Source organism: Streptomyces sp. NPDC030893 (genome assembly GCF_055571535.1).
In genome coordinates this window covers 794897-821031 of record NZ_JBVIFC010000001.1, presented here as the reverse complement: position 1 = coordinate 821031, position 26135 = coordinate 794897, and the positions used below count along the sequence as shown (strand labels likewise).

Sequence of the window (26135 nt, the reverse complement as noted above, 5' to 3'; positions counted from 1 at the left end):
TCCCGTACGCTGCGGAGCCATGAACCCCAAGGAAACGGACGGACGGGCAGGGATCGCGGTGGTGACCGGGGCGGGCTCCGGCATCGGACGGGCGGTGGCGCTGGAACTGCTGCGCGCGGGCTGGTCGGTGGCGCTGGCGGGGCGCCGCGAGGAGACCCTGCGGGAGACGGCGGCGCTCGCCGCACGGGAGTCCGGCGGCCCCTCGCTCGCCGTACGGACGGACGTGTCACGCCCGCAGGAGGTGAACGCCCTGTTCGCGGACACCGTCGGGCGGTTCGGCCGGGTGGACCTGCTGTTCAACAACGCCGGCACGTTCGGCCCCGGCGGGGTGCCGGTGGAGGAACTGCCCTACGAGGCGTGGCGGCACGTGGTGGACACCAACCTCAACGGGGCGTTCCTGTGCGCTCAGGCGGCGTACCGGCAGATGAAGGAGCAGGACCCCCGGGGCGGCCGGATCATCAACAACGGTTCGATTTCCGCGCACACCCCGCGTCCCCTCTCGGTCGCCTACACCGCGACCAAGCACGCGCTGACGGGCCTGACCAAGTCCCTCTCCCTGGACGGGCGTCCGTACCGGATCGCGGTGGGCCAGATCGACATCGGCAACGCGGCGACGGACATGACACGGCGCATGGAGACGGGCGCCCTCCAGGCGAACGGGGAGACCGCTCCCGAGCCGGTGATGGATGTCGCGGACGTGGCCCGTACGGTGCGGCACATGGCGGAGCTGCCGCTGGAGGCGAACATGCAGTTCGCGACGGTCCTGGCCACGGGGATGCCGTACGTGGGGCGGGGCTGAGGGGGCCGGACGGCGGGGACCCACGGACGCGGGGCGGGCGGGCGTGGGGACCTTCCACAAACGGAGTTCTCGAGTCCGCCCCATTGCGGCCGGTAACGGACTTATGCTCAACTCTCCTACACCAAAGCTTCACACTTGGAGCAGGGCGTTTCCGCAGGCCATGTCCAGGGGGGAGGCGGCAGCCGTTCCACGCCATCGGTGGGGGGTGGACCCGCGCGGGACCGCGGGTCGCTCCGGTGGGTGGAACGGCTGCCGCGCGAAACGGCCGGGTGGGCGGGCACCGGCCGTCCGCGCGTCACGGCGCGCGCGGCTTTCACGCGCGCGCCGCCGTGGCCGCGGTCAGCCGGCCGCGCAGGCTCCGAGGTCCTCCCAGACGCCCCACTCCCCGGTGGTCCCGGGCTGTTCGCCCGTCACCCACCACTTGGCGCGCCAGGTGTGTCCGTCGTGGGAGACGGTGTCGCCGCCGTGGTAGACGTTCCCGGCGTTCCAGAGCGGTGCGGCACAGGCGCCCGGCTCGCCGTCGTCGCCACCGCCGTCACCGCCACCGCCGTCGTCGCCGCCACCGCCACCGATGTTGACGTCGACGCAGGCGTAGAAGGCGTTGCCCGTGTCGGCGACGTTCCAGACGGCCAGGACCTTCTGACGGCCGGTGAAGCCGCCGAAGTTCACCTGGTGGCTGACGTCGGCGGGGGGCTGCGCACCGTGGCCGTCGAACTCGGCGATCTTCTGGTTGCCGATGAAGTACTGCCACGTGTCGGTGGCGTGCCGTGCCGTGTGGTGCCAGTTGAACGTGTGCGTGCTGCCGACCGGTGTGACCCGCCAGCCCTTGCCGTCGTCGTCGAGCTCGGCGAACTGCGCGTTCCCGCCGCTGCAACTGCGCAGGCCCTTCGGCCCCTCGACGCTCTGCGGCTCGTACTTGATCTGCCCGCAGTCGACGACGCCCGCGGCGCACTGGTCCTGCCGGCTGCCCGGGTCGGTCACCCAGCCGTGGGCGTTGGCCGTGCCGGCCGGAAGGCTGACGGCGAGGAGGGGAGCGAGAAGCGCCCCTACGGCGACGGCCACTCGTCTCTTCGAGTTCATGCCGTACCCCTTTCAGTAAAGGTCTAGACCTGAACGACTTAGGTCTAGACCATACCGATAGGCATGCTCCGGTCAAGGGGTTGCGCGAATCAACTACTCGACGCGCTCCCGCCGTTGCGAAGAGACGCCCTCGCCTGTCATCATTTTGAACGTGTTCAAATAAGTGGTCCGACGTGCCATGCCGGCGGTACGGGCGTCCGCCACCCGCACGCCGACGAGCCGACCACCCTCAGCGAGGAGCCCACCATGGCCAGTGGATCCGCAGACAGCCCTGCGGCCCTCTACGGGCCCGTCTCCCTCACCTTCGGCACGGCCGCCCTGGTCACCGCCGCGTTCACCGGCCTCCTCGGCCTCGCGATCCCCCTGCTCTGCGGCAGCCTGGCCGTGACCTTCGCGCTGCTCGGCCTGGGCCGGGGACTCCACCGGGTCCGGTGCGGAATCGGGCTCGTAACGGGATCCCTGGGCCTGCTTTACCCGCTCCTCCTGGTCGCGGCCTGGGCATGACGTGGCGGAGCCCGGGAGTCGTATCCAGCTCCCGGGCCCCTGGGGATGCCACCCAATTGCGCACGCCGGTGGCGTTTAAGAGGACGGATCAGTCATGAAGCCGTCGTGTTCTTCCTTTGAACTACCGCGCCAGGCAAGAGGCGCAGGCGAGATTCGAACTCGCATCCGACGGCGTTCGTCCGTCCCCGGTCGCTCCGGCGATCGGCGGCGATGCTGAGACTGGAGCGAGAGTCTGAGATTGACCACGGCCGCCGTTTCGGCGGGCCGCTGCTTCAGGCTGAACTTCAGCGTCAGCTTGCGCTCGTCGCGCGAACCGGTCCTCAATCCGGCCCGCGCCGTCGCGCACCCCCGCGCTCGCACGCGGGGGCGTTCATGGTGGTGGTACCCGCGTCCGGCGTCAGCCGAACAGGTACCCGAACACCGCGTCCCCGACCCGCCGGTCGGTGACCTCGGCACCGTTGGCCTCCTCGCGGGCGAACTTCACCGCCTGCTGGAGCTTCTCGACCCGCTCGACGAGCTCGTTGACCCGCCGCGCGGGGAGCGCCCCGGAGAACTTCACGGTCGTCCAGTACCCGATGGGCACGTCCTCGTAGTACACCTCGACCTGCGCCGGGTGCTTGTCGGTCGCCTCGGCCTTGACGTGGTTGCGCGGCACCTTCTTGGTGCGGATGGTCCGCACCGGGTCCGTCTTCCACCAGTCGGTCGACGGGTCGTGCGACCAGGACTCGGCGGCGTCGAGGGTGGGGAGCTTCTTGACGAAGGTGTGCAGGTCGGTGAGCTGTTTCTCCAGGAAGAGCAGGTAGCTGACCGGCACATCGGCGACGACGGTCCGCCCGTCGACGGTGACGTCCGCGCGCGCCGCGCAGTTCGCCCAGTCCTTGGTGGCGGTCACGTCGAACAGCCGGGTCAGCGAGGCGGCCATCTCCCGCAGTACGTCCTCACCCTGCACCTGCACCCGGGTGGACTCGGGCGGCAGCTGCTCACCCTCCTCGTCCTTCGGCTGGTACGTACGCGAGATTCCGGCCAGCAGGGCCGGCTTCTGCACCTTGTGGTGCGCGGCGGTGATGTCCTGGAGCGACTTGCTCTTGACACCCTTCTCGACCGCGATGATCTGGTTCAGTTTCGCCACGTCGTCCCCCTCTTTCGAACACGGGGAATCTATCGGCGCCCCATCCGTGCTGTCGTCTGATTTTCCGTCCGGGAGCCCCCGGGGGCCGGGGGGCTCACTGCCGGCCGCCGCCTTCGAGCCAGGCGGTCGGGTCCGTGTACTGGCCGTCGAGGAGGGCCTCGAAGTGGAGGTGCGGGCCGGTGGACAGGCCTGTGGAGCCGACGAGCCCGACGGCCTGGCCGGTGGCCACGCCCTGGCCGGTGGTCACCTGGAGGGCGGACAGGTGGCTGTAGGTGGTCTCCAGCCGTTTCCCGTCGACCGTGCCGTGGTCGATCACCACGCGGTAGCCGTAGGCCGGGGTCATGCCCGCGAAGGTGACCCGCCCCTCCCATGCCGCGGACACCTGGGCACCCTGCGGCGCGGCGAAGTCGACGCCCGTGTGGAGCTTGGTGACCCCGGTCAGGGGGTGTGCGCGCGAACCGAAGGGCGAGGTGACGGTGGGCGTGGTGACGGGCGCTGCCAGCAGCGCGCCGGCGGCCGGGCCGTTCTCCTGCTCGGGGTTCTGCCGGACCAGGGCGTCGTACTGCGGCAGCCGCTTCCTGACCTCGGCGACGAAGGCGCGGGCCCCGGCCGGGACCTTGCCGGCCTCCTTGACCTCGTCCGGGCCCACCGCGTACGCGGCGAGGGTGAGGTCGGCGAGGTCGCCGTTGACGGTGCCCTTGGTGCGCAGCGCGGTCATCTTCTCCGCCAGGGAGCAGTCCTGCCGCCCCAGCGCCATGATCGCGTCCACCGCGTCGCGCGGCGAGGCCGTGCCGTTGCCGTCGTCGTCCCGGCCCCACTTCTTCCAGCCGGCGTCCGTGAAGCGGGCGATGCCCTGCTCGGAGAGGCTCGCGGTGTCGTCCTGCCACCCGGAGAGCTGGTCGATGTGCGCGGCGAGGAGCGCGGGCGTGACACCCGCGCAGTCCGCGGTCGCCCTGCGCAGCCAGGGGACGTAGGAGCCGTCGACGTTGCTGACCGCCGACGGGCCCGGCGCGGGGCCCGCCGCCGGGGCGCTGTCCAGGCCGCCGGCCAGGGAGAGGAAGGCGAAGACCCCGCCGAGCGTCACCAGGCTGGGCAGCACGATCAGGGTGAACGGACCGGGACCGCGGCGACGGCGCTTCTTCGCGGCGGGCGGCTGCGTGGCGGTCGTCTGCGGCTCGGGCTGTTCCGCTTCGCCGCCCGCGGGCTCGTCGCGCGTGTTCTCGTCCACGGTCGTCCCCGCCGCGTGGGGGTGGACCGTGCCGTCCCTGTCCTTGGTCACCTGCCGGGCCGACTCCAGGAGGGCGCGACGGCGAGGCGTGCCGGCGGCGGGGTGTATCGGTCGCTCACGCCCCGACGCTAGCGAGCCCGCGGCACGTCGTCACCGGCCTCGGGGACAGGGTGAGCTGCCCGATGGGGCACCACGGGTGCCCGCTCGTGTCCCCCGGCGGCCCGCCTCCTGTCGTGAGGCCACGCGCAGCTCCACCGTGTCGCGGTACGAGGACGTCGAACGCGTCTTCAGGGACAGGGCCGGGGAGTTCCCCACCGACAACCGGCGGAGATCCGCCGCCCCTGCTCGTAGGCCGCGATGGTGGACGCCGAGTACCCCGCCCGCGCCCCGACCTCCGCCCGCTCCAGCCCCACCCTGATCCGGCACAGCGTCCTCCGCCGCCCGAACACCCGCAGGAACCCCGACCCCCGCCCCCGGTTCCGTCCACCAGCGAGGGGTCGAGATGGTCCTCGCTCCCCTCTCCCCCGCCGAGGTCATGACCATGACCGGGCTGTCCGCCGCCGAAGCCTTCGACGCGCATCCGATCACCGGCGGCCTGCCCCTCAAGGGGCGGATCGTGGCCGAGGCGGTCGAGCGCGGCTGGACCTCGTGGCGTGGGCGGGCGATCGAACCCGTCGTACGGGAGTCCCTGGCGCGGCTCCTGCCCGACGGCACGTGGCCGCGGGTGCGGGAGGTTGGCGGCTGGTGGCCCCGGACCAACAACCCCGAGGTCGACCTCGTCGGGGCGGACCGGTCACCGGCGCGCGTGACCGGGTTCGTCGGCTCGATCAAGTGGCACGAGCACGGCTCCTTCGACCGCCGCGCCCTGGCCTCGCCGGCCTGGGACACCCTCGCCGTCCCCGGCCCCGACGAGGACACGCCCTTGGTCGCGGTGTCCCGGTCCGGATTCACGGTGGACGGTCTGACGGCGACGTACGGCCCGAGCGACTGATGGCGGCCCGGGTGTCCGTCGGGTGAGCAGGGGCGGAGGCGCTTCCTCGGCGGCGCGCGGCGGCGCCGGCCCCGGTGACCTGCCCGTCACGCCCGCTCCGACGGCGGGCCGGCAGACGAGTCGGGCTGTACGCCGGGTTCTGTTCCCGGGGTTCCTCACGGAGCCCCGGGCGACGGCCATCCATCTAGGGCCGGTGTTGCCACCGGCCTCGTGCGGTCTACCCGCGGACTCGGGCGGGCAGCCCTCGAACGTCCGCGCAGAGACGCCTTCTCTTCCGAGGAGGCGTCTCCTCTTGACCTTGCTCCGGGTGGGGTTTACCTAGCCGCCTGAGTCACCTCAGGCGCTGGTGGTCTCTTACACCACCGTTTCACCCTTACCGGGGGCCGAGGCCTCCGGCGGTCTGCTTTCTGTGGCACTGTCCCGCGGGTCACCCCGGGTGGCCGTTAGCCACCACCCTGCCCTGTGGAGCCCGGACGTTCCTCGGGAAGTCCCCTGAGGGACTCCACGCGGCCGCCCGCCCGGCTCGTCTGCCGTGTGGACCATGGTACCGGGCGTGAGGCCGGCTCCGGCGCGGCGGCCGTCCCCGTGAGGGTCGGAGGAAGCCGGTGGTGTCCAGGTCGAAGTCGAAGGGGGGCGCGGAGTGCGCGTGGTTCGCCGAAGAGGCGGGTGCACCGCTCGCGGTATGCGTCCCTCTCCGGATCGCTGAACAGCGCGGTCGAGCTCTCGTTCGCCGGTCGGTCTCGGGGTGGGGACCGGTTCCGCCGGGAAGCCGTCCGGGGCGTCCGGGGTGACGAACCAGTCCAGGAGGAGGCGGGCCGGGGTGTTCGCTCGATCGGGTCGCTTGACCCTGTCGCGGCGTCAACGTTTCTACTGGGGGCATGCGGATCGGAGAGCTTGCCGCCGTTGTCGGGGTCACCACGCGGGCGGTGCGGCATTACCACCAGGCGGGGTTGTTGCCGGAGCCGGAGCGGCTCGGTAACGGGTATCGGGACTACACGCTGCGGCACGCCGTCGTGCTGGCGCGGATCAGGCGGCTGACCGAGTTGGGGCTGGGGCTGGCCGAGGTGCGGGACGTACTCGCGGACGAGGCCGGGAAGGACCTCGTCGAGGTGCTGACCGAGCTGGACGAGGACCTGGCGCGGCAGGAGGCGGCGATCCGGGAACGGCGGGCGCGGCTGCGGGGCCTGCTGGAGAGCGAGGGCGGGCCGAGCCCCGAGGGGCCGGTCTCGCCGGAACTGGCGGCGCTGTTCCGGGACACGGCCCCTCTGTCCGACTCCCCCATGGCCGTCAAGGACCGCGAGATGCTCGCGCTCGTCGAGACCGCGGCCTCGCCCGAGGAGCGGGAGCGGCTGATCGGGCTGCTCGGCGGGGTGGTGAGCGCACCGGGCGGTGCGGAGCGGGCGCGTGCCCTGTACGCGATGCTCGACGCGCTCGCCGACGCCGATCCGGACGACCCGCGGGTGGAGGAGGCGGCCCGGGCGCTCGCCGCGACGGTGCCGGAAGGGCTGGTCCCGGAGGGGACCGGCCTGGGTGGGATCGACGGCTTCCTGGAGGCGCTCTACGCCGACTTTGCGCCGGCCCAGGCGGAGGTGTTCCGCCGTATGGTGCGGATCGTCGCGGAGGGACGGCCGTGAGGGGCGTGCGCGTGGGGCGCGCTCCGCGGGGGCGCCGGCCCGGCACGGACCGCGGCCGATGATGAGCCTCTGGCTGTGGATGGCCCGGCGCAAGTACGGCATCGGCGTGTGGTCGGCCGCCGCGCGGACCACTCCGCGCGGCCCGTACGCACGCTCGCTGCACCCTCTCCCCGCAGTGATACCTTCTCACCGGACGGCCCGGGCAGCCGACGGGCGAGGGACGGGCGGCGGAGGAAGGGGCACGGTACGTGGCGGGCAAGGAGGGGCGGACGCCCCGCGAGCGGTACCGGAGCCAGGTGCGCGCGGAGATCAAGGAGCGTGCCTGGGAGCAGATCGCCACCTCGGGGGCGCCGGGGCTGTCGCTGAACGCCATCGCCAAGCAGATGGGCCTGAGCGGGCCCGCGCTGTACCGGTACTTCTCCGGCCGTGACGAACTGATCACCGAGCTGATCCGGGACGCCTACCGCGGCCTCGCCGACGCCTTCCGCGCCGCCGCCGCGTCCGGGGCGGACCTGGAGGGGCTGGGGCACGTCATGCGCGCGTGGGCGCTGGACGACCCCCAGCGCTACTTCCTCGTGTTCGGCACGCCCGTCCCCGGCTACCACGCCCCCGAGGACGTCACCGGCATCGCGCGCGAGATCATGACGGCCCTGCTCGACGGGGCCCGGGGGGTCGAGGGCCCGGCGGGGGACGGCGGACTCGACGAGCATCTCGCCGGGCACCGGCAGTGGGCCGGCGACCACCCCGCGGACCCTGCCGCCCTGCGCCGCGCGCTGACCTTCTGGACCCGCCTGCACGGTGTGCTCTCCCTGGAGCTGGCGGGCCACTTCACGGGCATGGGCTTCGACTCCTCCCTCCTCTACGGCGCCGAGCTGTCCACGCTGACCAGGCCGTACCCTGACTGACGGGTTCGACCGAAGGAGTACGTGTGCTTGTCCTGCTGCCGCCGTCCGAGGGCAAGGCCGCTTCCGGCCGCGGTGCCCCGCTGAAGTCCGAGTCGCTGTCGCTGCCCGGGCTGGCCGCCGCGCGGGAAGCGGTGCTGACCGAGCTGGTGGACCTGTGCGCGGGCGACGAGGACAAGGCGCGCGAGGTGCTCGGGCTGAGTGAGGGGCTGCGGGGCGAGGTCGCGAAGAACGCCGGGCTGCGGACCGCCGGCGCCCGGCCGGCCGGGGAGATCTACACCGGGGTGCTGTACGACGCCCTGGACCTGGCGTCCCTCGACACGGCGGCGAAGCGGCGGGCGGCGAGGTCGCTGCTGGTCTTCTCCGGCCTGTGGGGCGCGGTCCGGGTCACCGACCGGATCCCCTCCTACCGCTGCTCGATGGGCGTGAAGCTGCCGGGGCTCGGGGCGCTGGGCGGGCACTGGCGTACGCCGATGGCCGAGGTGCTGCCCGAGGCCGCGGGCAGCGGGCTGGTCCTCGACCTGCGGTCGGCGGCGTACGCGGCGGCGTGGAAGCCGAAGGGCGAGGTGGCGGCGCGGACGGCGACCGTGCGGGTGCTGCACGCGCCGACGCGGAAGGTGGTCAGCCACTTCAACAAGGCGACCAAGGGCCGGATCGTACGGAGCCTGCTGACGTCCGGGGCGGCGCCGGGGGACCCCGCCGAGCTGGTGACGGCGCTGCGGGACCTCGGGTACGAGGTGGAGGCGGCGGCGCCGGCCCGGGCGGGGACGGCGTGGGCGCTCGACGTGCTGGTGGACGAGGTGCACTGAGCCGGCCGCAGGGGTTGGGGGCGGGGTGCATTGCGCTCTGCGCAACGGGCTTTGCGCGGGGTGCGGCGGGGGCGGCAGGATGACGGTATGAGCTCTCCCCTGCCCTCGTCCGGCTCCGTGCTGGATCTCGCGCCCGTCCTGCCCGTCGTCGTCATCGACGACGCCGCCGACGCCGTACCGCTGGCGCGTGCGCTGGTGGCCGGGGGGCTGTCCGCGATCGAGGTGACGTTGCGGACGCCCGCCGCGCTCGACGCGATCCGGGCGATCGCCGGTGAGGTGCCTCAGGCCGTGGTCGGGGCTGGGACGGTGATCGCACCGGATCAGGTGGGCCAGGCGGTGACGGCGGGGGCGCGGTTCCTGGTCAGCCCGGGGTGGACGGACGTACTGCTGGAAGCGATGCGGGCGTCCGGGGTGCCGTTCCTGCCGGGGGTGTCCACGGCTTCCGAAGTGATGGCGCTCCTTGAGCGGGGGGTACCGGAGATGAAGTTCTTCCCGGCGCGGGCGGCGGGCGGGACGGCGTATCTGAAGTCGCTCGCCGGGCCGCTCCCCCAGGCCCGCTTCTGCCCGACCGGCGGCATCGGCCCCGACTCCGCGCCGGAGTACCTCGCGCTGCCCAACGTAGGGTGCGTGGGCGGAAGTTGGATGCTCCCGGCGGACGCGGTGACCGCCCGGGACTGGACGCGGATCGAAGGGCTGGCGCGGCAGGCGGCGGGACTGCGGGCCGAGGGGGTCTAGCGCAGGTGCGAGGTGTCGTTGAACAGGCGGACGCTGGCGTTGCCGTCGGCGTAGTAGGCCACGGCGGAGAGTGAGGCGGCGGACAGTTCCATGCGGAACAGGGCTTCGGGCGGGGCGCCCAGGGCGAGCCGTATGAACGTCTTGATGGGTGTCACGTGGGTGACGAGCAGGACCGTGCGCCCCGCGTACGCGGTGATCAGCCTGTCGCGGGCCTCGGCGACCCGGGCGGCGGTCGCCGCGAAGCTCTCGCCGCCGCCGGTGGGTTCGGCGTCCGGGGAGGACAGCCAGGCCTTCAGGTCGTCGGGGTGACGCTCGCCGACCTCGCCGAAGGTGAGGCCCTCCCAGGCACCGAAGTCCGTCTCGCGCAGCCCGTCCTCCACGCTCACCTCGAGACCGAGGCGGGCGGCGACGATGGCGGCGGTCTCGCGGGTACGGGCGAGGGGTGAGGCGACGACCGCCTGGACGGTGCCGCGCCGGGCGAGGAACTCGGCGACCTTCTCCGCCTGTTCCCGTCCAGGGCCGGAGAGGGACGGGTCGCTGCCGCCACTGCCCGAGAAGCGCTTCTGCGGAGTCAGCGGGGTCTCCCCGTGCCGCAGCAGCACGAAGGTGGCCGGCGCGCCCATGTCGGCGGGCGCCCACCCGGAGACCGGGGTGGCGACGGCCTGCGCGGCCCGGCGGTCGGCGTCAACCTTGTCACCCCGGCCTCCGGGCGGGCGCCCGGCCGGCACCTCAACACCAACGCCGGCCCGGGCCGCACCGGCACCCGCCCGGTCCACGCCAGCACCCTCGGCCCCGGACACCTCCTGGCCACTCCCGCTCCCGGACCCGGCCCGCGCGGGGCCGCCGGTACCGGTCCCGGGCGCCGCGGTCGCGTCCCGGGGCTCCGGCCCGGGTACGGTGCGGTCGGCGGCCGGGGTCTCGGTGGTGGCGTCGTCGGTCGCGGGTTCCGCGACGGGCTCGGCGGAGCGGCGTGAGGCGTCTGCCGCGGAGGCCAGGGCCGCGCGGGCCCGGGCCGCGCCCGCCTTCGCGTCTCCGGGCGGGCCGGAGGGCTCGGGCGTCGCCGGACGCGCCGTCGGCGTGTCCAGTGCCGCGCGGGACGTCTCGGGTGACCACTGCTCGCCGCGCTTGCCCGCGTCCATCGCCTCGTTGGCCAGGCGGTCGGCGTGCTTGTTGCGCTCGCGGGGGATCCACTCGTACGTCACCCGCTCCGGCGGGAAGGCGCGTACCGCCTCCGCCGCGAGCGGCTTCATCGCCGGGTGCTTGATCTTCCAGCGGCCGGTCATCTGCTCGATGACCAGCTTGGAGTCCATCCGGACGTGGACCCGCGCCCCCGGGTCCAGTTCACGGGCGGCGGTGAGCCCGGCCAGCAGGCCCCGGTACTCGGCGACGTTGTTGGTGGCGACACCGATGTACTCGGCCGCCTCCACCAGGGTCTCCCCCGTCGCCGCGTCGCTCACCACGGCCCCGTAGCCGGCCGGTCCCGGGTTGCCCCGCGACCCGCCGTCCGCCTCGACGATGAACTCCCGCACGGCCCGGACCCCTACAGCCCCGACTCCGACGTACGCACCAGGATGCGGCGGCAGTTCTCGCAGCGCACCACCGTGTCGGGGGCGGCCGAGCGGACCTCGTTCAGCTCGGTGATGGCCAGCTCCTGACGGCACCCCTGGCAGGTACGGGCGTACAGCTTCGCCGCGCCGATACCGCCCTGCTGCTCGCGCAGCTTGTCGTACAGGCTCAGCAGCGGGGCGGGCACGGCGCCCGAGATGACCTCGCGCTCCTTCGTCACGGAGGCCACCTCGCCGTCGATCTCCTCGAGGGCCGCGTCCCGGCGCGCGGTCGCGTCGTCGGTCTTGCCCTGCACGGAGCCGACCCGCTCGGTCAGTTCGGTGACCCGCTCCTGCGCGGACTCCCGGCGCTCCATGACCTCCAGGACGACGTCCTCGAGGTCGCCCTGCCGCTTGGCGAGGGAGGCGATCTCGCGCTGGAGGTTCTCCAGGTCCTTGGGCGAGGAGACGGCGCCGGAGTCGAGGCGCTTCTGGTCGCGGGCGGCGCGCTGGCGCACCTGGTCCACGTCCTGCTCGGCCTTGGTCTGCTCGCGGGCGCAGTCGCTCTCCTCGGTCTGCGCGGCGACGAGCAGGTCGCGCAGCTGGGCGAGGTCCCGGTTCAGCGACTCGATCTCGGCGTGCTCGGGAAGGGTCCTGCGCTTGTGGGCGAGCTGCTGGAGACGGACGTCGAGGTCCTGGACGTCGAGGAGTCGGATCTGGTCGGCGGGCTCGGCGTTCAGTTGGGGGCTCCAGAGGTGTCGGTGGTGGCGGTGGACGCCGCGTGGGCGGTCCAGGGGTCGGTGACCGTCTTCGAGACGTGGACGCGCAGGCCCCATCCATGGCGGTCGGAGATTTCGTCGAGCTGGGCGGCGGCCAGCTCGCACCAGGGCCACTCGGTGGCCCAGTGCGCCGCGTCGAGCAGCGCGAGGGGGCTGTGGGCGGCGCGGGCCTCGGACACGGGGTGGTGGCGCAGGTCCGCGGTGAGGAAGGCGTCCACTCCGGCGGCCCGGACGTGGTCGAAGAGGCTGTCGCCGGAGCCGCCGCTGACGGCGACCGTGCGCACGGGGGCGTCGGGGTCGCCGGCGACGCGGATGCCCTGCGCGGTGGCGGGCAGCCGTTCGGCGGCGCGGGCGGCGAGTTCGCGGACGGTCAGCGGGTGGTCGAGCTCGCACACGCGGCCCAGACCCCGACGGCCGTCCGGGTCGGACGGGTCCGGCACGAGGGGCCGTACGACCCTCAGGTCCAGGGCGCCGGCGAGGGCGTCGGAGACACCCGGGTCGGCGGTGTCGGCGTTGGTGTGGGCGACGTGCAGCGCGATGTCGTTCTTGATGAGGGTGTGCACCACGCGGCCCTTGAAGGTGGACGCCGCGACCGTGGTCGTCCCGCGCAGATAGAGCGGGTGGTGGGTGACGAGCAGGTCGGCGCCGAGCGCCACCGCCTCGTCGACGATCTCCTGGACCGGGTCGACGGCGAACAGGACGCGCGTGACCTCCTGGCCGGGCTCGCCCACGACGGTGCCGACCGCGTCCCAGGACTCGGCCCGCTCGGCGGGCCACAGGTTCTCCAGCGCGGCGATGACTTCTGACAGACGGGGCACGCCTGCAAGGCTACCTGCCTGGCCCGCGCACCCGAACCGGCTCCGCTCCCCCGCGGGCGCCCGCCCGCCGTCCCGGCCGCCCGGTCGTCGGTCGCGGTGGCCACCGCGAGGGGTCCCCGCGGCGCCACCGGGAAGTGATCCCCGCGCCGCGGTGGAGCACAGCTTCCCCCTCACCTCGGGCGAATCGTTCCTGGAGCACCCGTATGTGTGAAGCGGGGGCCCACCCGTCCACCGTCCGTGCGGGCGAAAACTACCGTTCGTCACCGGAGGTGACCGAACGATGACGGTCTGTGCCATCGAACCTGTGGCGGAACACCAGGCGGGACACGAGGACGGAGCCGGGCGGGCGGGCTGCACCATCACCGCGGACGGGGCCTACGGCGCACGCCTCGTCCCCGCCGGCGACTCCTTCTTCCCGGAGCGCTGGACCCTGGACGGCCCCGAGCCCTACGCCGTCCCCCTGCCCGGAAACCGGCCGGAGGAGCCCGGCACCGAGGTGCAGCCGCTCGGTGACGGGCGGGTCCTCATCCACCGGCCGGCGGACGGACGGCACGCCTTCTCCCTGCTGTACCCGGCCGGCACCGGCACCGGCGAGCTGCCGCTGGGCACGGTCGACCGCCCGGAGGAGGACACCCGGCTGCGGCTGCTGCCGCCCGCGCCGGGCGGGCAGCGGGCGTACGCGGTCGCCGTGGGCCGGCACACGACGGCGGTGTGGCTGGTGGCGGGCGGCGCGCACGGGCCCGAGCGGGTCGCGGAGGTCCCCGGCCGCTGCTCGGGCGGGGTGTGGCTGGACCGGGCGGGGCGGATGCTGGCCCTGGACCGGGAGACGGGCGGGTGCACCAAGGCGGTCGTGGTGGACCTGGGGCGCGGCGGCGAGATGTCCCCGCTGCTGCAGATCACCGACGGCAGCGACGACCGGGTACTGCTCGCCGACCCGGACAGCGGGCTGCTGCTGATCCGCTCGGACGCGCCCTCCCCGGGGCGGGACCGGCTGGGCTGGGGGGTGCTGGGCAGCACCCTGCCGGTGCGTTTCCCGCAGTGCCTGCTGCTGCCGGACTGCACGGTGACACCGTTCGCGATCCAGCCGGGCCAGATGCTGGCCCCGGAGGGCTGCGCGGTGGCGCTGCGCGTCGACGGCGCGGCCGGGAGCTGGCTCGGGGTGTGGCGGCCGGCGGAGCGCAAGGTGCGCCATTTCCCGGCTCCGGCGGGGTGGTTGGCGGGTTCCGGGCTGTGGACGGCGGACGGGGCGCTGCGACTGCCGTACGCGACCCGGGCGGTGCCGTGCGGTGTCGCGGTGCTGCGGATGCCGGGGCAGCAGCGGCAGCCGGAGGGGCTGGAGGTCCGCGCGGCGGCGGGCCCGTCACCGGCGCCGGGTGAACTCCCCGCGGAGGCGGGTGAGTCGCAGGCACCACCCGGTGAACTGCCCTGCGCCGCCGCTCCCGTGGCGTACGGCGTCTGCGAAACGCTCTCCGCTCCACGCCCCGTTCCGCTGCAACAGGCGCCTTTGGGACGGCTTGTAACGAAGTAGTGCCGGTTGGCGTGGCCGCCTGGATTCGGGGCGTGGTCGGCCGGTTACACTCGCCCGGTTTGCAGGAAAGATCATGTCTACGGGGTGAATTCCTACCGATGAACGACGTCAGCACGAACCAGGCGCGGACCGCCGAGGACGGGCAGGCCACTGCCGGGCACGGCAGGCACCGGGGGCCGGTCTCCACGCAGGAGGCCGACGTGTCCCCGCGCGGCCGGCACCGCAGGCCGGCACCGGAGAACGAGCACGCGGAGTCGGCCGCCTGACGAGAGGTCAGGCAGTACGGTCCGAAACGGCCCCGCCCGTCGCACGTCGACGGGCGGGGCCGTTCGCCGTCCGCCCGTTCAGGAGTGGGTGACGGTGGTGTCCGTGAGCACGGGGGCCTCCGACCGGCCGGCCGCGCTCACGGTGACGGACACCTCGCCGTCCCCGCGCCACATCCGGACCCGCAGCGTCTCCCCCGGGTAGGCGACCCCGGCGAACCGGGTGGTGCAGGAGCGGACGCGGGTGACGTCACCGCCGAGCAGGGTGTCGACGACCGCCTTGAGGGTCATGCCGTAGGTGCACAGCCCGTGCAGGACGGGCCGTTCGAACCCGGCGAGCGCCGCGAAGTCGGGGTCGGCGTGCAGCGGGTTGCGGTCGCCGGTCAGGCGGTAGAGCAGGGCCTGGTCCTCCCGGACGGCCAGGTCGAGGGTCCGGTCCGGCGGGCCCGTGGGCGGCTCGCCCCGGCCGGACGGGCCGCGGTCGCCGCCCCAGCCGCCTTCGCCGCGTACGTGGACCCGCGCGTCGCAGGTCCACAGCGGGCCCTCGCCGTCGGCCGCCTCGGTGCGCAGCACGAGGAGGGCCGCCTCGCCCTTGTCGTGGACGGCGGTGATCCTGTCGGTGGTGGTGGCGGTGCCCTCGGGCGGCAGCGGGCGGTGCACGGTGAGCGACTGGCCGCCGTGCAGGACGCGGGCGAGGTCGACGTCGACGCCGGGCATGGACAGGGCGCCGATCACACCCGGCGGTCCGCCGCCCGCGACGGTGGCGAAGCTGGGCAGCACGTGCAGCCGGGACTCCAGGGTGTAGCGCAGCTCGCCGGGGTCGGTGGCGGGGCGGCCCGCGCCGATGCCGAGGTGGTAGAGCAGGACGTCGTCGGCGGTCCAGGAGATCCGGGTGGTGCGGGGCGGGGCGGCGAGCGCCCGGGCTGCGTCGATGGGCATGGGTCTCCTGATCGCCGGTTCGCCGGATCACCTGCTCCTGATCATCAGTGTGCCGCCGCCTTCCGTCCAGGCAGCCAGCACCACATCACCAGGGCGCCGACCGCCAGGACCCCCGTCCCCACGCCGAACACCAGCGCGTAGCCCGCCGTGAGGGCTTCCGGGGTGCGGACGCCCGCCGTGTGCGCCGCCGCGAGGGTCGACATGACGGCGAGGCCCAGGGAGCCGCCCATCGTGCGGGAGGTGTTGACCAGGCCGGAGACCAGGCCGGCCTCCTGCGGTGCCGCGCCGGACGTGGCGAGTGCGGCGAGCGGGGTGCCCGCGAGGCCCGCGCCCAGCATCATCAGGATGCCGGGGAACATGATCGCGGTCAGGTAGGCCCCGTCCGCGGTCATCGTCGCCTGCCAGCCGAACCCGGCCAGCGCGATCAGCGTGCCGAGCACCGCCACCGTGCGCGCTCCCGCCGTGCGCATCAGGCGGGGCGCGAGTTTGGAGCCGAGGACGACGGCGAGCGAGCTGGGCACCAGGGCGAGGCCGGCCTCCAGGGGGGTGTAGCCGAGCACGTTCTGCGCGTACAGGGTCATGAAGAACCACATGCAGAACATCGCCGAGCCGCTCAGGAACATCGCCGCGTTCGCCGACGCCACCGACCGCAGCCGCAGCAGCCCGAGCGGCATCAGCGGGGCCTTGGCCCGGGCCTCGACGAGGAGGAAGAGCGCGATCAGGGCGAGCCCCGCGCACAGCGGCACGAGGGTGGCGCCCGCCGTCCAGCCCTCGGCCTCGGTCTGTGAGATGCCGAAGGCGAGGGTGGCGAGGCCGGCCGTCACCAGGACCGCGCCGGGCAGGTCGAGCCGGCGCCCGTCCCCGGCCCGGCTCTCCGTCAGCCACCGGGCGGCCCCGGCCAGCACCACCGCGCCGATCGGCACGTTGATCAGCAGCACCCACCGCCACGACAGCGTGTCCACCAGTACCCCGCCGACGAAGCCGCCGGCCGCGCCGCCGCCCGCCCCGACGGCCGTCCAGGTCGCGATGGCGCGGGCACGGGCCGCGCCCTCGGGCACCGCCGAGGTGACGATGGTCAGAGTGGAGGGCGCCAGCACGGCCGCCCCCAGCCCCTGCACGGCCCGCGCCAGCAGCAGCTGCCAGCCCTCCTGGGCGAGCCCGCCGGCGAGCGAGGCCAGGGTGAACAGGCCGAGGCCGACGAGGAACATGCGTTTGCGCCCGTAGAGGTCACCGGCGCGTCCGCCGAGCAGCATGAAACCGGCGAAGGCGATGGCGTACGCGTTGACCACCCACTGCAGTCCCCGCTCGTCGAGCGCGAGGGCGCTGCGCATCGACGGCAGGGCGACGTTCACCACCGAGATGTCGAGCACGACGAGGAACTGGCCGGCGCAGGCGAGGGCCACCACCAGCCACATGGGGGGTGCGGTGCGTCCGGGCATGCGGGTGGTGTCGGTGGCTTCGAGCATGCCGGCCATGCTCTCAACGGGCGCGCGTCCCCCGCATCGGCATTTCGGCCGACGCGGCCTCGGTCGCCCGGCGTAGGCGACCGCGCCGCGTTCCCGGGCCGACGGGGAGCGGGCCTCCCACCCCCTGTCGTCCCGCCCGCGCGGGAGGTACGGCAGCATGGGCGCGTGGACACACGTACGACCTCGGGAGAGGCAAGCCCCATGTCGATGGCACCCGGGCCCGGGATCCTGGCCGCGTTCGAGGCGGCGAAGGGCTTCATGCCCGTGGACGAGGGCCTGGCCCTGTACGCGGCGGCGGCCGAGGCCGGGCGGCTGGGGCTGCCGCTCCTGGAGATCGGCACCTACTGCGGCCGCTCCACGATCCTGCTCGCCGACGCGGCCCGCGCGGCCGGTGTCACCGCGCTCACCGTGGACCACCACCGCGGCAGCGAGGAGCAGCAGCCCGGCTGGGAGTACCACGATCCGCAGACCGTCGACCCCGAACTGGGCGTGATGGACACCCTCCCCGCCTTCCGCCGCACCCTGCGCCGGGCGGGCCTGGAGGACCACGTGGTCGCCCTGGTCGGCCGCTCCCCGCAGATCGCGGCGCTGTGGGCGTCCCCGCTCGCCCTGGTCTTCGTCGACGGCGGCCACACCGACGAACACGCCACCGCCGACTACGAGGGCTGGGCCCCGCATGTCGCCGAGGGCGGTCTCCTCGTCATCCACGACGTGTTCCCCGACCCGGCCGACGAGTTCACCGGGCAGGCCCCCTACCGCGTCCACCTCCGCGCGCTCGCCTCCGGAGCGTTCACGGAGGTGTCGGCCACCGGTTCGCTGCGCGTACTGCGCCGTACGGGAGCGGGCGTCTGACACCGTTAGGGTGGCTGCGTGTCGTACACAGGTCCCGGTCTCGAACCTTCCCCGCCCCGGCGGTCCCGGCGGCGCGCCCTGACCGTGGCGCTCGCCGCGCTCGTGTCCGGGGGGCTGCTCGGGTGGGCGGTGTACGCGGCCGTGGGCGGGCCGGGGGACGACGGGGCGTCGGCGAGCGCCTCGCCCTCCGCTTCCGGGTCCGCCGCGTCGCGGACGCCGTCGCCCTCCGACGGGAGCGCGTCGCCGTCCGCCGGGGACCGGAAGCCCGGCGCCCCCGCCACCACGACGTCCCCCTCCGCCTCCGCCTCCGCCCCCGCCGGGACGGGTCCGCTCAAGGGCAAGGTCGTCGTCATCGACCCGGGGCACAACCCGGGCAACTTCCGGCACACCACCGAGATCAACCGCCAGGTGGACATCGGCACGAACCGCAAGGCCTGTGACACCACCGGCACCGCCACCAACGACGGGTACGCCGAAGCCGAGTTCACGCTCGACCTCGCGCACCGGATGCGCGCGCTCCTCGAGGAGCAGGGTGCCACGGTGAAGCTGACGCAGGACGACGACCGGCCGTTCGGGCCGTGCGTGGACGAACGGGCCCGGATCGGCAACGACGCGAAGGCCGACGCCGTCGTCTCCCTCCACGCGGACGGCTCCGGCGCCGGGAACCGCGGCTTCCACGTCATCCTGCCGGGTGCCGTCGACGCCGGTGCCGCCGACACCCGCGCCATCGTGGAGCCTTCGCGCGACCTCGGTGAGCGCATCGCGGGCAACTTCGTGCGCGCCACCGGCAGCGCGCCCTCCAACTACACCGGCGGCGGTACCGGACTCGTCACGCGTAAGGACCTGGGCGGTCTCAATCTGTCAACGGTTCCGAAGGTGTTCATCGAGTGCGGCAACATGCGTGACGGCAAGGACGCGGCGCTGCTGACCAGCGGTGACTGGCGGCAGAAGGCGGCGCGAGGGATTTCCGACGGAATCGTGAGTTTCCTGCGCGGGTAGGGATTCGCGCGGTGCTCCGGGCGGACAGGCGGATCCCGCGGACGATAGTGTCCTCCGTACGATGAGGGGCCACCCCCGCGCTTCGCACCGGAACCTTCGGGCGACATGGTGACAGCGACGCCTCTTCCGACGACGAGACGACCTACGAAGGACCTGAAGTGAATATCCGCTCCCTCACTCGAGGCGACGGCGTGGTGATCGGAGCAGCGGTATTGCTGTTCATCGCGTCGTTCCTCGATCTGTACTCCGTCGATGGCGCGCCCGACAGCCTGGACATGCCGAGCCTGTGGTCGAGCGGGCCGGTGGTGCTCGGTGTCGTGCTGGCGGGTCTCATCGGCGCCACGCTGATCGTGGTCGCCCGCGGCCTGCCGCAGCCGCCGAAGGTCGCGGGGCTCGACCTGGCCCAGTTCGGCATCGCGTTCACGGTGTTCGCGGCGTGGAGCGCGCTCGGCAACATCTTCGACGTGGCCGGCGGCGCCGACAACTTCGGCGGCGGGGGCGACGGCCCCGACGCGGGTGTCGGTCTGATCCTGGCCCTCGTCGCCACGCTCGTCATGGCCGCCGCAGCGGTCGCCACCCCGCTGGTGCCGGCCCTCAAGGGTGCCCTCGTCCCGGCGGCCCGTCCGGCCGCCCCTCAGCCCTACGGCGCCCAGCCGCCCGGCGGTTACGGCTACCCGGGCGCCCAGCAGGCGTCCTTCGGCGGTCAGCCGCAGCAGAGCCAGCCCGGTCAGCCGGGGCAGCAGCCCTTCCCGGGCCAGCCGCAGCAGGGCCAGCCCGCCGCTCCGGCGCCCGCCGCCGACTTCTCGCCGTTCTGGTTCGCCGTGCCGGTGGCCCGGCCGCTGTTCCCGGAGGACGGCTCGCCGACTCCGATCGCCGAACTCGCGCCCGGCACCTGGTACCTGGCGGTCGAGCAGCGCGGTCAGGCGCTCGTCGCGCAGACGCAGGACGGCCGTCGCGGCGTGCTGCAGGACACCTCGGGCATCCAGCGCGGCTGATCCCCGGCCCCTCCTCGTCACGGCCCCTCGCCCCCGCGGGCGGGGGGCCGTCGCCGTGCGTCGCCCCCGCGCGTGCCCGGTCAGCGCACGCGCAGAACGCCGTGCGCGCCGCGTTCGGCGTCGCTCATGATGTGCGTGACGAACGGGTAGGTGCCGGCCTCGGGCAGGGTCAGTTCGACGAACCCGCCCGACGCGGGCGCGAGATCGAGGACCTGCGCGCCACCGTGCTCCGCGTTCCCCGGCTTCAGGTCGTACGCGCCCTCACGGAACACCGTGTCGAACTGGCCGCCCACGACGTGGAAGGCGCTCGGCACGTTCGGTCCGGCCGTCAGCACCCAGATCCGTACGCGCTCGCCGGTCCTCGCGGTGAGCGGGTCGTGGTCGTACTGGTTGGCGTACCCGTTGAAGGCGACCATGTCGGGCTCCTTGGCGTTCACCTTGGCGGGGTCGGCGGTGCCGTTCTGTTCGCCGAGGTAGAACTCCGACTGGACCAGCAGGTACTCACGGTCGACGCGCGGCAGTTCGGGCGGGTCGATGACGACGGCGCCGAACATGCCGTTGGCGATGTGCAGGGACATCGGCATGGTCGAGCAGTGGTACATCCACACCCCGCTGCGGGTGGCCTCGAAGCGGTACGTCAGCGACTCGCCGGGCTGGATGGTGCGCATCGGCCGGTCCGGGGCGAGCGCTCCGGCGTGGAAGTCGACGGAGTGGCCGATGGTCCCGTCGTTGACGAGGGTGATCTCGAAGGTGTCGCCGACCCGGCCGCGCAGGACGGGCCCGGGGGCCGTTCCGCCGAAGGTCCACAGCGTCTGGCGTACGCCGGGGGCGACTTCGGCCTCCGCCTCCTTCACGGTGAGGGTGCGCCGGTGCACGGTGGGCCCGGACTCCTCGCCGGCGGGGGGCAGTTGGGCGTCCCGGGCGGTGAAGCCGGCGGCGGGTTCGGCCATCGGGTCGAAGGCGTCGGCGGCGGACGTGCTCGTGCCTTCGGATTCCGTCGCGGTGTGGTCGTGCGCGGTGCCGGGGTCCTCGGAGGGTGCGGGGCGTCCGGTGACCCGTACCCCGAAGACCATGCCCATCTGCCGGTGCCCGACCACCGAGCACCAGCCGTCGAGGTTCCGGCCGACGACGCCCGCGTCCAGCGTGGCCCGCTCGCCCGGGGTGATCCGGTCGGTGCGGGCGCCGCTCTCCAGGACCAGGTCGTGGGTGTCGGTGCCGGTGTTGTGCAGCTCGATCACCAGCCGGTCGCCGGCGGGCACGTCGACGGAGGCCGGGGAGAACCGCATGCCGCGGACCGTCACCTGAACCGTCGTCGTGCGGCCGGTGGGTGTCACCTCCCCGCCGTCCGCGCTCGTCGCGGCGGAGCGTTCCAGGATCGGCAGCGACCGCACGTCCGCCGCGCCGCCGCCCGCGACGGCCAGCATCACCACGGCGAGTCCGAGGGCCACGCCCCCGAGCACGCGGTACGGGGCCGCCGGTGCCTGGTCGGGTACCTGGGCGGGCGCCGGTACGGGCGTCGCGTTCCGGCGGTCGCGCAGGCCCCGTACGACCGTGCCGACCAGCAGGACGAGGAAGTACAGCAGCATCACCAGCAGCAGCACCGAGCAGACCACCCGGACCGTGGACGGCACCGGGAGGACACAGAGCAGCAGCGCGGTGTTGGTGATGGTCAGGCGGGCGGGCCAGGCCCGTTCGAGTCCGGCGGTGGCCGCCCGTACGGCCGTGGGGCCGCCGCCGAGGACCACGGGGACGAGGAAGCTGAGGGCGCCGAGCAGTACCTGGGCGATCCAGCCGGCGGCGAGCGGCGCGGTGAGCATCGACGTGCGCTCCCCCACCGTGACCCAGGAGGTCGTGGAGAGGAGGATGCCGGCCAGGACCAGCAGGGACCCGGCGAGCCAGAGGCTGCCCGCGGCCACCGACCATGCGGCGAAGGAGTGCGGGACCCTGGCGCGGGCCTCGCGCACCCAGGGGATGCCCGCGATCACCAGCCCGGCGGTGTAGACGGCCACACCGGGGGCGGCCAGCGGCGGGGGTGCGAGCAGCGCGGCGGCGACGGCCGCGCCGAGCCCGGCGAGCAGCACGGGAAGTGCCCGGCGCCCGGCCCGTTCCGCTCCGTCCACCACCCGGGTGCGCAGCATCGTCGGCCACAGGGTGATCAGGGTCCCGGCGACCGTGAGACCGACCCAGCCGAGCAGATTGATCATCTCGTGGGCGAGCAGCATCCGTTCCGGCAGATCACCGCCGAGATCGCCGCGCGCCATGACGACGCCCAGCGCGGCGCCCACGGGCAGCAGGGCGGCGGCGGCTATGTAGTACCGCACGGTCATGGAGAACCGGCCGGGCAGCGCCCGGCGCAGCAGCCGGACCAGCCACACGGCGTGGGCGGTGACGGCGGCGGCGACCAGGATTCCGCCGACGAGCACGACGGGCCACCGGTCGGTGAAAATGCCGCCGATGACGGCGACGGCTCCGGCGTTCAGGCAGACCAGCCGCAGCGCGGCGGGGGCGCCCCGGTTCGCCTCCGGCAGCCGCAGTACGGACGCGGCGAAGTGCCCCGACCAGATGACGACGGCGTTGGTGACCGCCCCGAGCAGCAGGGTGTGGACGAGCAGCCAGTAGGCGTGCGGCAGGAAGTGGTGGGCGCTGCCGACGACGGCGAACAGGGCGAGCCAGGCCACGACGACGGCGTTCACGCCGAGATGCCACAGGGCGCGGGGTGAGCGTCCGGGCGGCTTCGGGGCCGGGCCGTTCGCCGGGGGTGCGGACAGTTGCGTGGTCACCGGTCGTTCCTCGGGTCGGCGGGCACGGGGGCGGGATCGGCGGGGGGCGTGGGCGGGGCGGCGACGGCCGCGCGCCGGGTGGCGGTCACCGACGCGGCCGCCGCCGTCAGGAGGAACAGCAGGACCGCGGCGATGTTGAGCGCCCCGCCGAGCTGCCAGGCCCCGCGGATCCCCCGGAGGTCGCCGACCACCACGCGCAGGGCGAGGGAGCCGTGCAGCAGCCAGGCCGCCACGGCGAGCCCGGGGTGGTAGGGCAGCGGGCGGCGCAGCACGGCGGGGAGGATCACCGGGGCGTGCGCCATGATCATCGACATCACGAAGCCGAGGAACACGGCGTGCACGACGGCGTCGTAGCGGCTGCCCTCGGCGACCGGACCGCCCAGCAGCCACAGGGCTCCGGCGAGGCCCAGCCACGCGTAGCCGGCGAGCAGGCAGGCGGCGGAGAAGCGGGGCAGTCCGGTGGAGCGCAGCAGCCGGCGGGCGACGTCGTGCACGACGAGCCAGGCGACCAGCGCGAGCAGGGCCGCGCCGAGCAGCAGGGTGCCGGTGGCCGGCCACATCAGGGTGGTGACGACGCCGGCGCCGACGGCGGCGACGCAGGCCAGGAAGGCCGGCTCGGCGCGGGGCGCGAGGAGGGCCACGCGGGCGAGTTCCAGGCGCTCGCCGGCGATGGTCAGGACGAGGAAGGCGACCAGCCAGGGCAGCAGGCGCGGGACGTCGAGTCCGCCCAGCCACAGCAGTGCCGCGCCGAGTGCCGACACGGCGCCGGCGGCCTGGGCGAGCAGGGCGGCGCCGGGCTGCCGCCGCCAGAACCGTACGTACAGCGCGGTCAGTACGGCGGTCCCGGCGACGAGCAGCAGCCGCGGGACGGCCGGGTCCACGGGGCCGAGCAGCAGCAGGCCCCCGGCGCCGAGCGCGGCGGGGGCGAGGTAGGCCCAGCGGCTGCCGAGGGCGACGGCGCGTTCCAGCGCCACCAGCGTGCCGGCGAACCCCAGCACCAGCAGCACACCGTGCACTTGGGGCAGACGGTCACTCGTGACCGGGGCGGGGAGCCCGAGCAGGAGCAGCGCGGCATCGAGCCCGGCGAGGAGGCAGGCGCCGGCGGCCAGCAGCAGGGGTGCGCGGCGGGCGCCCGCGCGCCGGGCGGCCGGGGCGACGGCGGTCACGGCGCCTCCCCGGACCCGGCACCGCCCCGACGCGCACGGGTGGCGGGCGGCGGGGAACTCCCGTCCGGCGCGGGACCGGAGGCGGGCCCGGCGGCCGCACCCGACCCGGATGCGGCATCGGCCCCCGGAGCACCGGCGGGCCCGGCGGCCCCGCCCGCGCCCGGGCCGGCGGCCGTGTCGGCCGGGGTCGTGCTCGTGTCCAGGTGGAGGCGGCAGGCGTGGGGTTCGGCGAAGGGGAGGAGTTCGACCTGCTGGGGGGTCGGGCTCAGGGCGGCGAGGGCGGCCCGGGCCAGTCCTTCGTGGACGCCGCAGATGACGCCGGGGTGTTCGCGGGCCGTCTCGACGAAGGGGCAGCGCGGCAGCCGCGCCCGGCGCGCCTCCGCGTCGGCCTCCGGGGCGAAGCCGATCTCCCCGAGGAGGTTCAGCACGCGTTCGCGTGCCTCCCGCGGATCCGCCGACGGTTCCTGCCCGTCCGTCAGGACCCGCCCCCAGTCCTCGCCCGCGGCGAGGGCGTCCCCGCGCGGATCGTCGCTGGTACGGGCGATCCGCGCGGCCAGTACGGCGGCGAGCCCCGCGTACTGCCGGGCCGGGGACTCCTGCGGCGGGCGGGCCCGGTAACGCCAGGCGGGCCGGCCGCGGCCGGCGGGGGCGGACCGTTCACGGTTCGCCAGGCCGTCGTCCACCAGGGCGTCCAGGTGCTCGCGGACGGTGCTGACGTGCAGCGCGCACACCTGGGCGAGGGCGGTGGCGGTGACGGGACCGGACTGGCCGCGCAGGTACTGCAGGACACCGCGCCGCTGCCGGGACAGCGGGTCGCGGTGTGCTCCGCTGCCGGGGAGCGGGCCGTTATTTTCCACGGTCATGTCCGTACTATATTGCAGGTACCGGCCCGGTCCATTCGGACGGGTCGTCGACGGCTGGAAGGAACGGCCCCCTGATGAGCACTCTGACCCTCGCATCGGACCCCAAGGACGCGGCGGCCGTCGAAGCCGTCGAGGCGCATCACGCCCAGCTCGCCGGTGAGCTGGGCGGACGGGTGGCGATGCTGGTCGCCGCGGCGGACCGCGATCCGGCCGAGGCGGACGAGGTCCGCACGGGACTGGTCGCCTTCTGCGACCGGGACCTGCTCCCGCACGCGGTCGCCGAGGAGAGCACCCTGTACGCCGCCGCCCGCGACCTGCCCGAGGCCCGTCTCCTCGTCGACGGCATGCTCGCCGAGCACCGCAGGCTCGTCGCCCTGGTCGACGCGCTGCGCGAGGCCGGTCCCGCCGTACGGGCGGCGGCCGACGGGCGGGCGCTCCAGGTGCTGTTCGAGGAGCACCTGGCCAAGGAGAACGACCTCGTCCTGCCGCTGCTCGCCGGCGCCCCCGACATCTCCCTGGCCGACCTGCTGGGCGGTATGCACGAACTGCTCGGCGGCGGCGAGCAGGCCGGGGGCGAGCCGTCGGGCGGCGGCTGCGGCGGCACCTGCGGCTGCGGCGGTTCGGACGACGCCGACGTGCCCGAACTCGACGTCCGGGAGGTCCCGCACGCGCTGCGGCACGCGACGGTGTTCGGTGCGCTCGGTGCCGTACCGGCCGGGCGGGCCATGGTGCTGGTCGCCCCGCACGACCCGCTGCCGCTGCTGCGGCAGATCGAGGACCGGCACCCCGGTGTCTTCTCGGTGGAGTACCAGGAGCGCGGCCCGGAGGCGTGGCGGCTGCTGCTCACCCACGGCTGAGCCGACGCCCGGCTTCCGCCACGGCCCCGAACGTCCCGGGTTTCAACCGGACGTTCGGGGCCAGTCGGAAGGTATGTCCCCTCGATATCGCTCTGGTTCCACCTCCGCGGGGACGGTCATCGCGGTGATCGCGGACATCATGGCCGTCATCCTCGGACTGTGGATTCTGATGTACCTGCTGGACGCCAACCGGGCCAACGACCTGGTCCAGTTCGTCCATGACGCGGCCAACTGGCTGGCCGCCTGGTCACGTGATCTGTTCACGTTCGACGAGGAGTGGGCGCGGGTCGTCGCCGGGTACGGACTCGCCGCCGTCGTCTACCTGTTCATCGGCCACACCATCGCCGGCCGCCTCCGCCGCCACTGACCCCCGCAGCACGCTCACGTGATCCGGGGGTCCGGGGGCACCCCCCGGGAGAACACAGCACGTTCGACGAGGAGTGGGCGCGGGTCGTCGCCGGGTACGGACTCGCCG

The 26135-nt window shown here is 74.2% G+C and carries 26 protein-coding genes and 1 other RNA gene; 14 read left to right on the top strand and 13 right to left on the bottom strand.

Features of this window, described 5'->3' with window-relative positions; translation table 11 throughout:
• The first annotated feature begins 19 nt into the window (after positions 1–19).
• Positions 20–799, top strand: coding sequence for an SDR family oxidoreductase (locus tag ACZ434_RS03635; protein WP_468451354.1), 780 nt, complete (start codon positions 20–22; stop codon positions 797–799).
• Between the two features lie 339 nt (positions 800–1138).
• Here ACZ434_RS03635 and ACZ434_RS03630 read toward each other — a convergent pair whose 3' ends face one another.
• Positions 1139–1879, bottom strand: coding sequence for a lytic polysaccharide monooxygenase (locus ACZ434_RS03630; protein ID WP_468451352.1), 741 nt, complete (start codon positions 1877–1879; stop codon positions 1139–1141).
• Between the two features lie 246 nt (positions 1880–2125).
• Here ACZ434_RS03630 and ACZ434_RS03625 point away from each other — a divergent pair, with 246 nt between their 5' ends.
• The gene (locus tag ACZ434_RS03625) at positions 2126–2383 is read left to right on the top strand and encodes a hypothetical protein (RefSeq protein WP_468451350.1); all 258 of its coding nucleotides are present in this window, start codon (positions 2126–2128) and stop codon (positions 2381–2383) included.
• A 397-nt stretch (positions 2384–2780) separates the two neighbouring features.
• On the opposite strand, the gene ACZ434_RS03620 is transcribed toward ACZ434_RS03625, so the two are convergent.
• The 3 genes from ACZ434_RS03620 to ACZ434_RS03610 all read right to left on the bottom strand — a co-directional run bounded on the left by ACZ434_RS03620 (position 2781) and on the right by ACZ434_RS03610 (position 5153).
• Positions 2781–3512, bottom strand: a complete 732-nt coding sequence (locus ACZ434_RS03620; RefSeq protein ID WP_468451348.1) for a DUF7873 family protein — start codon at positions 3510–3512, stop codon at positions 2781–2783.
• Between the two features lie 94 nt (positions 3513–3606).
• Complete coding sequence (locus tag ACZ434_RS03615; protein ID WP_468451346.1) at positions 3607–4791, bottom strand: M23 family metallopeptidase; 1185 nt, start codon at positions 4789–4791, stop codon at positions 3607–3609.
• A gap of 236 nt (positions 4792–5027) precedes the next feature.
• Entirely contained in the window at positions 5028–5153 is a 126-nt protein-coding gene (locus ACZ434_RS03610) for a helix-turn-helix domain-containing protein (protein WP_468451803.1), read from the bottom strand.
• A gap of 89 nt (positions 5154–5242) precedes the next feature.
• Here ACZ434_RS03610 and ACZ434_RS03605 point away from each other — a divergent pair, with 89 nt between their 5' ends.
• Complete coding sequence (locus tag ACZ434_RS03605) at positions 5243–5731, top strand: DUF234 domain-containing protein (protein ID WP_468451344.1); 489 nt, start codon at positions 5243–5245, stop codon at positions 5729–5731.
• A gap of 112 nt (positions 5732–5843) precedes the next feature.
• Here the strand turns inward: ACZ434_RS03605 and rnpB are convergent.
• Positions 5844–6257, bottom strand: an RNA gene (rnpB, locus tag ACZ434_RS03600) — RNase P RNA component class A.
• A gap of 352 nt (positions 6258–6609) precedes the next feature.
• On the opposite strand from rnpB, the gene ACZ434_RS03595 reads away from it, so the two are divergent.
• From ACZ434_RS03595 to ACZ434_RS03580, 4 genes are all read left to right on the top strand, one after another.
• The gene (locus ACZ434_RS03595) at positions 6610–7365 is read left to right on the top strand and encodes a MerR family transcriptional regulator (protein WP_468451342.1); all 756 of its coding nucleotides are present in this window, start codon (positions 6610–6612) and stop codon (positions 7363–7365) included.
• Between the two features lie 248 nt (positions 7366–7613).
• Positions 7614–8270: a TetR/AcrR family transcriptional regulator gene (locus ACZ434_RS03590; RefSeq protein WP_468451340.1), complete on the top strand. Its 657-nt coding sequence runs from the start codon at positions 7614–7616 to the stop codon at positions 8268–8270.
• Positions 8271–8293: 23 nt separating this feature from the next.
• The gene (yaaA, locus tag ACZ434_RS03585; RefSeq protein ID WP_468451338.1) at positions 8294–9076 is read left to right on the top strand and encodes a peroxide stress protein YaaA; all 783 of its coding nucleotides are present in this window, start codon (positions 8294–8296) and stop codon (positions 9074–9076) included.
• An 87-nt stretch (positions 9077–9163) separates the two neighbouring features.
• Positions 9164–9811, top strand: a complete 648-nt coding sequence (locus tag ACZ434_RS03580; RefSeq protein ID WP_468451336.1) for a bifunctional 4-hydroxy-2-oxoglutarate aldolase/2-dehydro-3-deoxy-phosphogluconate aldolase — start codon at positions 9164–9166, stop codon at positions 9809–9811.
• On the opposite strand, the gene ACZ434_RS03575 is transcribed toward ACZ434_RS03580, so the two are convergent.
• The 3 genes from ACZ434_RS03575 to ACZ434_RS03565 are packed head-to-tail and all read right to left on the bottom strand — an operon-like array spanning position 9808 to position 12952.
• Entirely contained in the window at positions 9808–11340 is a 1533-nt protein-coding gene (locus tag ACZ434_RS03575; RefSeq protein ID WP_468451334.1) for a bifunctional RNase H/acid phosphatase, read from the bottom strand. The genes ACZ434_RS03580 and ACZ434_RS03575 overlap by 4 nt on opposite strands.
• Before the next feature lie 11 nt (positions 11341–11351).
• Positions 11352–12095 (bottom strand): zinc ribbon domain-containing protein, encoded by a 744-nt coding sequence (locus ACZ434_RS03570; RefSeq protein WP_468451801.1) that lies wholly within the window; start codon positions 12093–12095, stop codon positions 11352–11354.
• Entirely contained in the window at positions 12092–12952 is an 861-nt protein-coding gene (locus ACZ434_RS03565; protein ID WP_468451332.1) for a Nif3-like dinuclear metal center hexameric protein, read from the bottom strand. The genes ACZ434_RS03570 and ACZ434_RS03565 overlap by 4 nt, the downstream gene beginning before the upstream one ends.
• Before the next feature lie 280 nt (positions 12953–13232).
• On the opposite strand from ACZ434_RS03565, the gene ACZ434_RS03560 reads away from it, so the two are divergent.
• Positions 13233–14480: a hypothetical protein gene (locus tag ACZ434_RS03560; RefSeq protein WP_468451330.1), complete on the top strand. Its 1248-nt coding sequence runs from the start codon at positions 13233–13235 to the stop codon at positions 14478–14480.
• Between the two features lie 98 nt (positions 14481–14578).
• Positions 14579–14746, top strand: coding sequence for a hypothetical protein (locus ACZ434_RS03555; RefSeq protein ID WP_468451329.1), 168 nt, complete (start codon positions 14579–14581; stop codon positions 14744–14746).
• A gap of 78 nt (positions 14747–14824) precedes the next feature.
• Here ACZ434_RS03555 and ACZ434_RS03550 read toward each other — a convergent pair whose 3' ends face one another.
• Together ACZ434_RS03550 and ACZ434_RS03545 are read right to left on the bottom strand one after the other, a co-directional pair.
• Positions 14825–15682, bottom strand: coding sequence for a MaoC/PaaZ C-terminal domain-containing protein (locus ACZ434_RS03550; RefSeq protein ID WP_468451327.1), 858 nt, complete (start codon positions 15680–15682; stop codon positions 14825–14827).
• A 44-nt stretch (positions 15683–15726) separates the two neighbouring features.
• Entirely contained in the window at positions 15727–17157 is a 1431-nt protein-coding gene (locus ACZ434_RS03545) for an MFS transporter (RefSeq protein ID WP_468451325.1), read from the bottom strand.
• Positions 17158–17349: 192 nt separating this feature from the next.
• Between ACZ434_RS03545 and ACZ434_RS03540 the strand changes: the two genes are divergently transcribed.
• The 3 genes from ACZ434_RS03540 (at position 17350) to ACZ434_RS03530 (ending at position 19994) form a co-directional block, all read left to right on the top strand.
• Complete coding sequence (locus ACZ434_RS03540) at positions 17350–18000, top strand: class I SAM-dependent methyltransferase (RefSeq protein ID WP_468451323.1); 651 nt, start codon at positions 17350–17352, stop codon at positions 17998–18000.
• 18 nt (positions 18001–18018) lie between these two features.
• Positions 18019–18999: an N-acetylmuramoyl-L-alanine amidase gene (locus ACZ434_RS03535; protein ID WP_468451321.1), complete on the top strand. Its 981-nt coding sequence runs from the start codon at positions 18019–18021 to the stop codon at positions 18997–18999.
• Positions 19000–19157: 158 nt separating this feature from the next.
• Positions 19158–19994 carry a hypothetical protein gene (locus ACZ434_RS03530; RefSeq protein ID WP_468451319.1) on the top strand — a complete coding sequence of 279 codons (837 nt, stop codon included), beginning with the start codon at positions 19158–19160 and terminating at the stop codon, positions 19992–19994.
• 80 nt (positions 19995–20074) lie between these two features.
• Here the strand turns inward: ACZ434_RS03530 and ACZ434_RS03525 are convergent, their stop codons facing one another.
• Genes ACZ434_RS03525 through ACZ434_RS03515 form a run of 3 tightly spaced genes read right to left on the bottom strand, consistent with a single transcriptional unit; the run spans position 20075 to position 24803 of the window.
• On the bottom strand, positions 20075–22774 hold the full coding sequence (locus tag ACZ434_RS03525) for a multicopper oxidase domain-containing protein (protein ID WP_468451317.1): 2700 nt from the start codon (positions 22772–22774) through the stop codon (positions 20075–20077).
• Positions 22771–23940, bottom strand: a complete 1170-nt coding sequence (locus ACZ434_RS03520; RefSeq protein ID WP_468451315.1) for a hypothetical protein — start codon at positions 23938–23940, stop codon at positions 22771–22773. Before ACZ434_RS03520 ends, ACZ434_RS03525 begins: the two co-directional genes overlap by 4 nt.
• Complete coding sequence (locus ACZ434_RS03515; RefSeq protein ID WP_468451313.1) at positions 23937–24803, bottom strand: helix-turn-helix transcriptional regulator; 867 nt, start codon at positions 24801–24803, stop codon at positions 23937–23939. The genes ACZ434_RS03520 and ACZ434_RS03515 overlap by 4 nt, the downstream gene beginning before the upstream one ends.
• Before the next feature lie 74 nt (positions 24804–24877).
• Between ACZ434_RS03515 and ACZ434_RS03510 the strand changes: the two genes are divergently transcribed.
• Both ACZ434_RS03510 and ACZ434_RS03505 read left to right on the top strand, forming a co-directional pair.
• Positions 24878–25660, top strand: coding sequence for a DUF2249 domain-containing protein (locus tag ACZ434_RS03510; protein ID WP_468451311.1), 783 nt, complete (start codon positions 24878–24880; stop codon positions 25658–25660).
• 73 nt (positions 25661–25733) lie between these two features.
• Entirely contained in the window at positions 25734–26027 is a 294-nt protein-coding gene (locus ACZ434_RS03505) for a hypothetical protein (protein ID WP_468451309.1), read from the top strand.
• Positions 26028–26135: the final 108 nt, after the last annotated feature.

Excerpts from the sequence above, each read along its gene's own strand:
- ACZ434_RS03635 (WP_468451354.1), top strand. The coding sequence starts at position 20 with ATGAACCCCAAGGAAACGGACGGACGGGCAGGGATCGCGGTGGTGACC.
- ACZ434_RS03630 (WP_468451352.1), bottom strand. The coding sequence starts at position 1,879 with ATGAACTCGAAGAGACGAGTGGCCGTCGCCGTAGGGGCGCTTCTCGCT.
- ACZ434_RS03625 (WP_468451350.1), top strand. The coding sequence starts at position 2,126 with ATGGCCAGTGGATCCGCAGACAGCCCTGCGGCCCTCTACGGGCCCGTC.
- ACZ434_RS03605 (WP_468451344.1), top strand. The coding sequence starts at position 5,243 with ATGGTCCTCGCTCCCCTCTCCCCCGCCGAGGTCATGACCATGACCGGG.
- ACZ434_RS03595 (WP_468451342.1), top strand. The coding sequence starts at position 6,610 with ATGCGGATCGGAGAGCTTGCCGCCGTTGTCGGGGTCACCACGCGGGCG.
- ACZ434_RS03580 (WP_468451336.1), top strand. The coding sequence starts at position 9,164 with ATGAGCTCTCCCCTGCCCTCGTCCGGCTCCGTGCTGGATCTCGCGCCC.
- ACZ434_RS03560 (WP_468451330.1), top strand. The coding sequence starts at position 13,233 with ATGACGGTCTGTGCCATCGAACCTGTGGCGGAACACCAGGCGGGACAC.
- ACZ434_RS03555 (WP_468451329.1), top strand. The coding sequence starts at position 14,579 with ATGAACGACGTCAGCACGAACCAGGCGCGGACCGCCGAGGACGGGCAG.
- ACZ434_RS03550 (WP_468451327.1), bottom strand. The coding sequence starts at position 15,682 with ATGCCCATCGACGCAGCCCGGGCGCTCGCCGCCCCGCCCCGCACCACC.
- ACZ434_RS03545 (WP_468451325.1), bottom strand. The coding sequence starts at position 17,157 with ATGGCCGGCATGCTCGAAGCCACCGACACCACCCGCATGCCCGGACGC.
- ACZ434_RS03540 (WP_468451323.1), top strand. The coding sequence starts at position 17,350 with ATGTCGATGGCACCCGGGCCCGGGATCCTGGCCGCGTTCGAGGCGGCG.
- ACZ434_RS03515 (WP_468451313.1), bottom strand. The coding sequence starts at position 24,803 with ATGACCGTGGAAAATAACGGCCCGCTCCCCGGCAGCGGAGCACACCGC.
- ACZ434_RS03510 (WP_468451311.1), top strand. The coding sequence starts at position 24,878 with ATGAGCACTCTGACCCTCGCATCGGACCCCAAGGACGCGGCGGCCGTC.
- ACZ434_RS03505 (WP_468451309.1), top strand. The coding sequence starts at position 25,734 with ATGTCCCCTCGATATCGCTCTGGTTCCACCTCCGCGGGGACGGTCATC.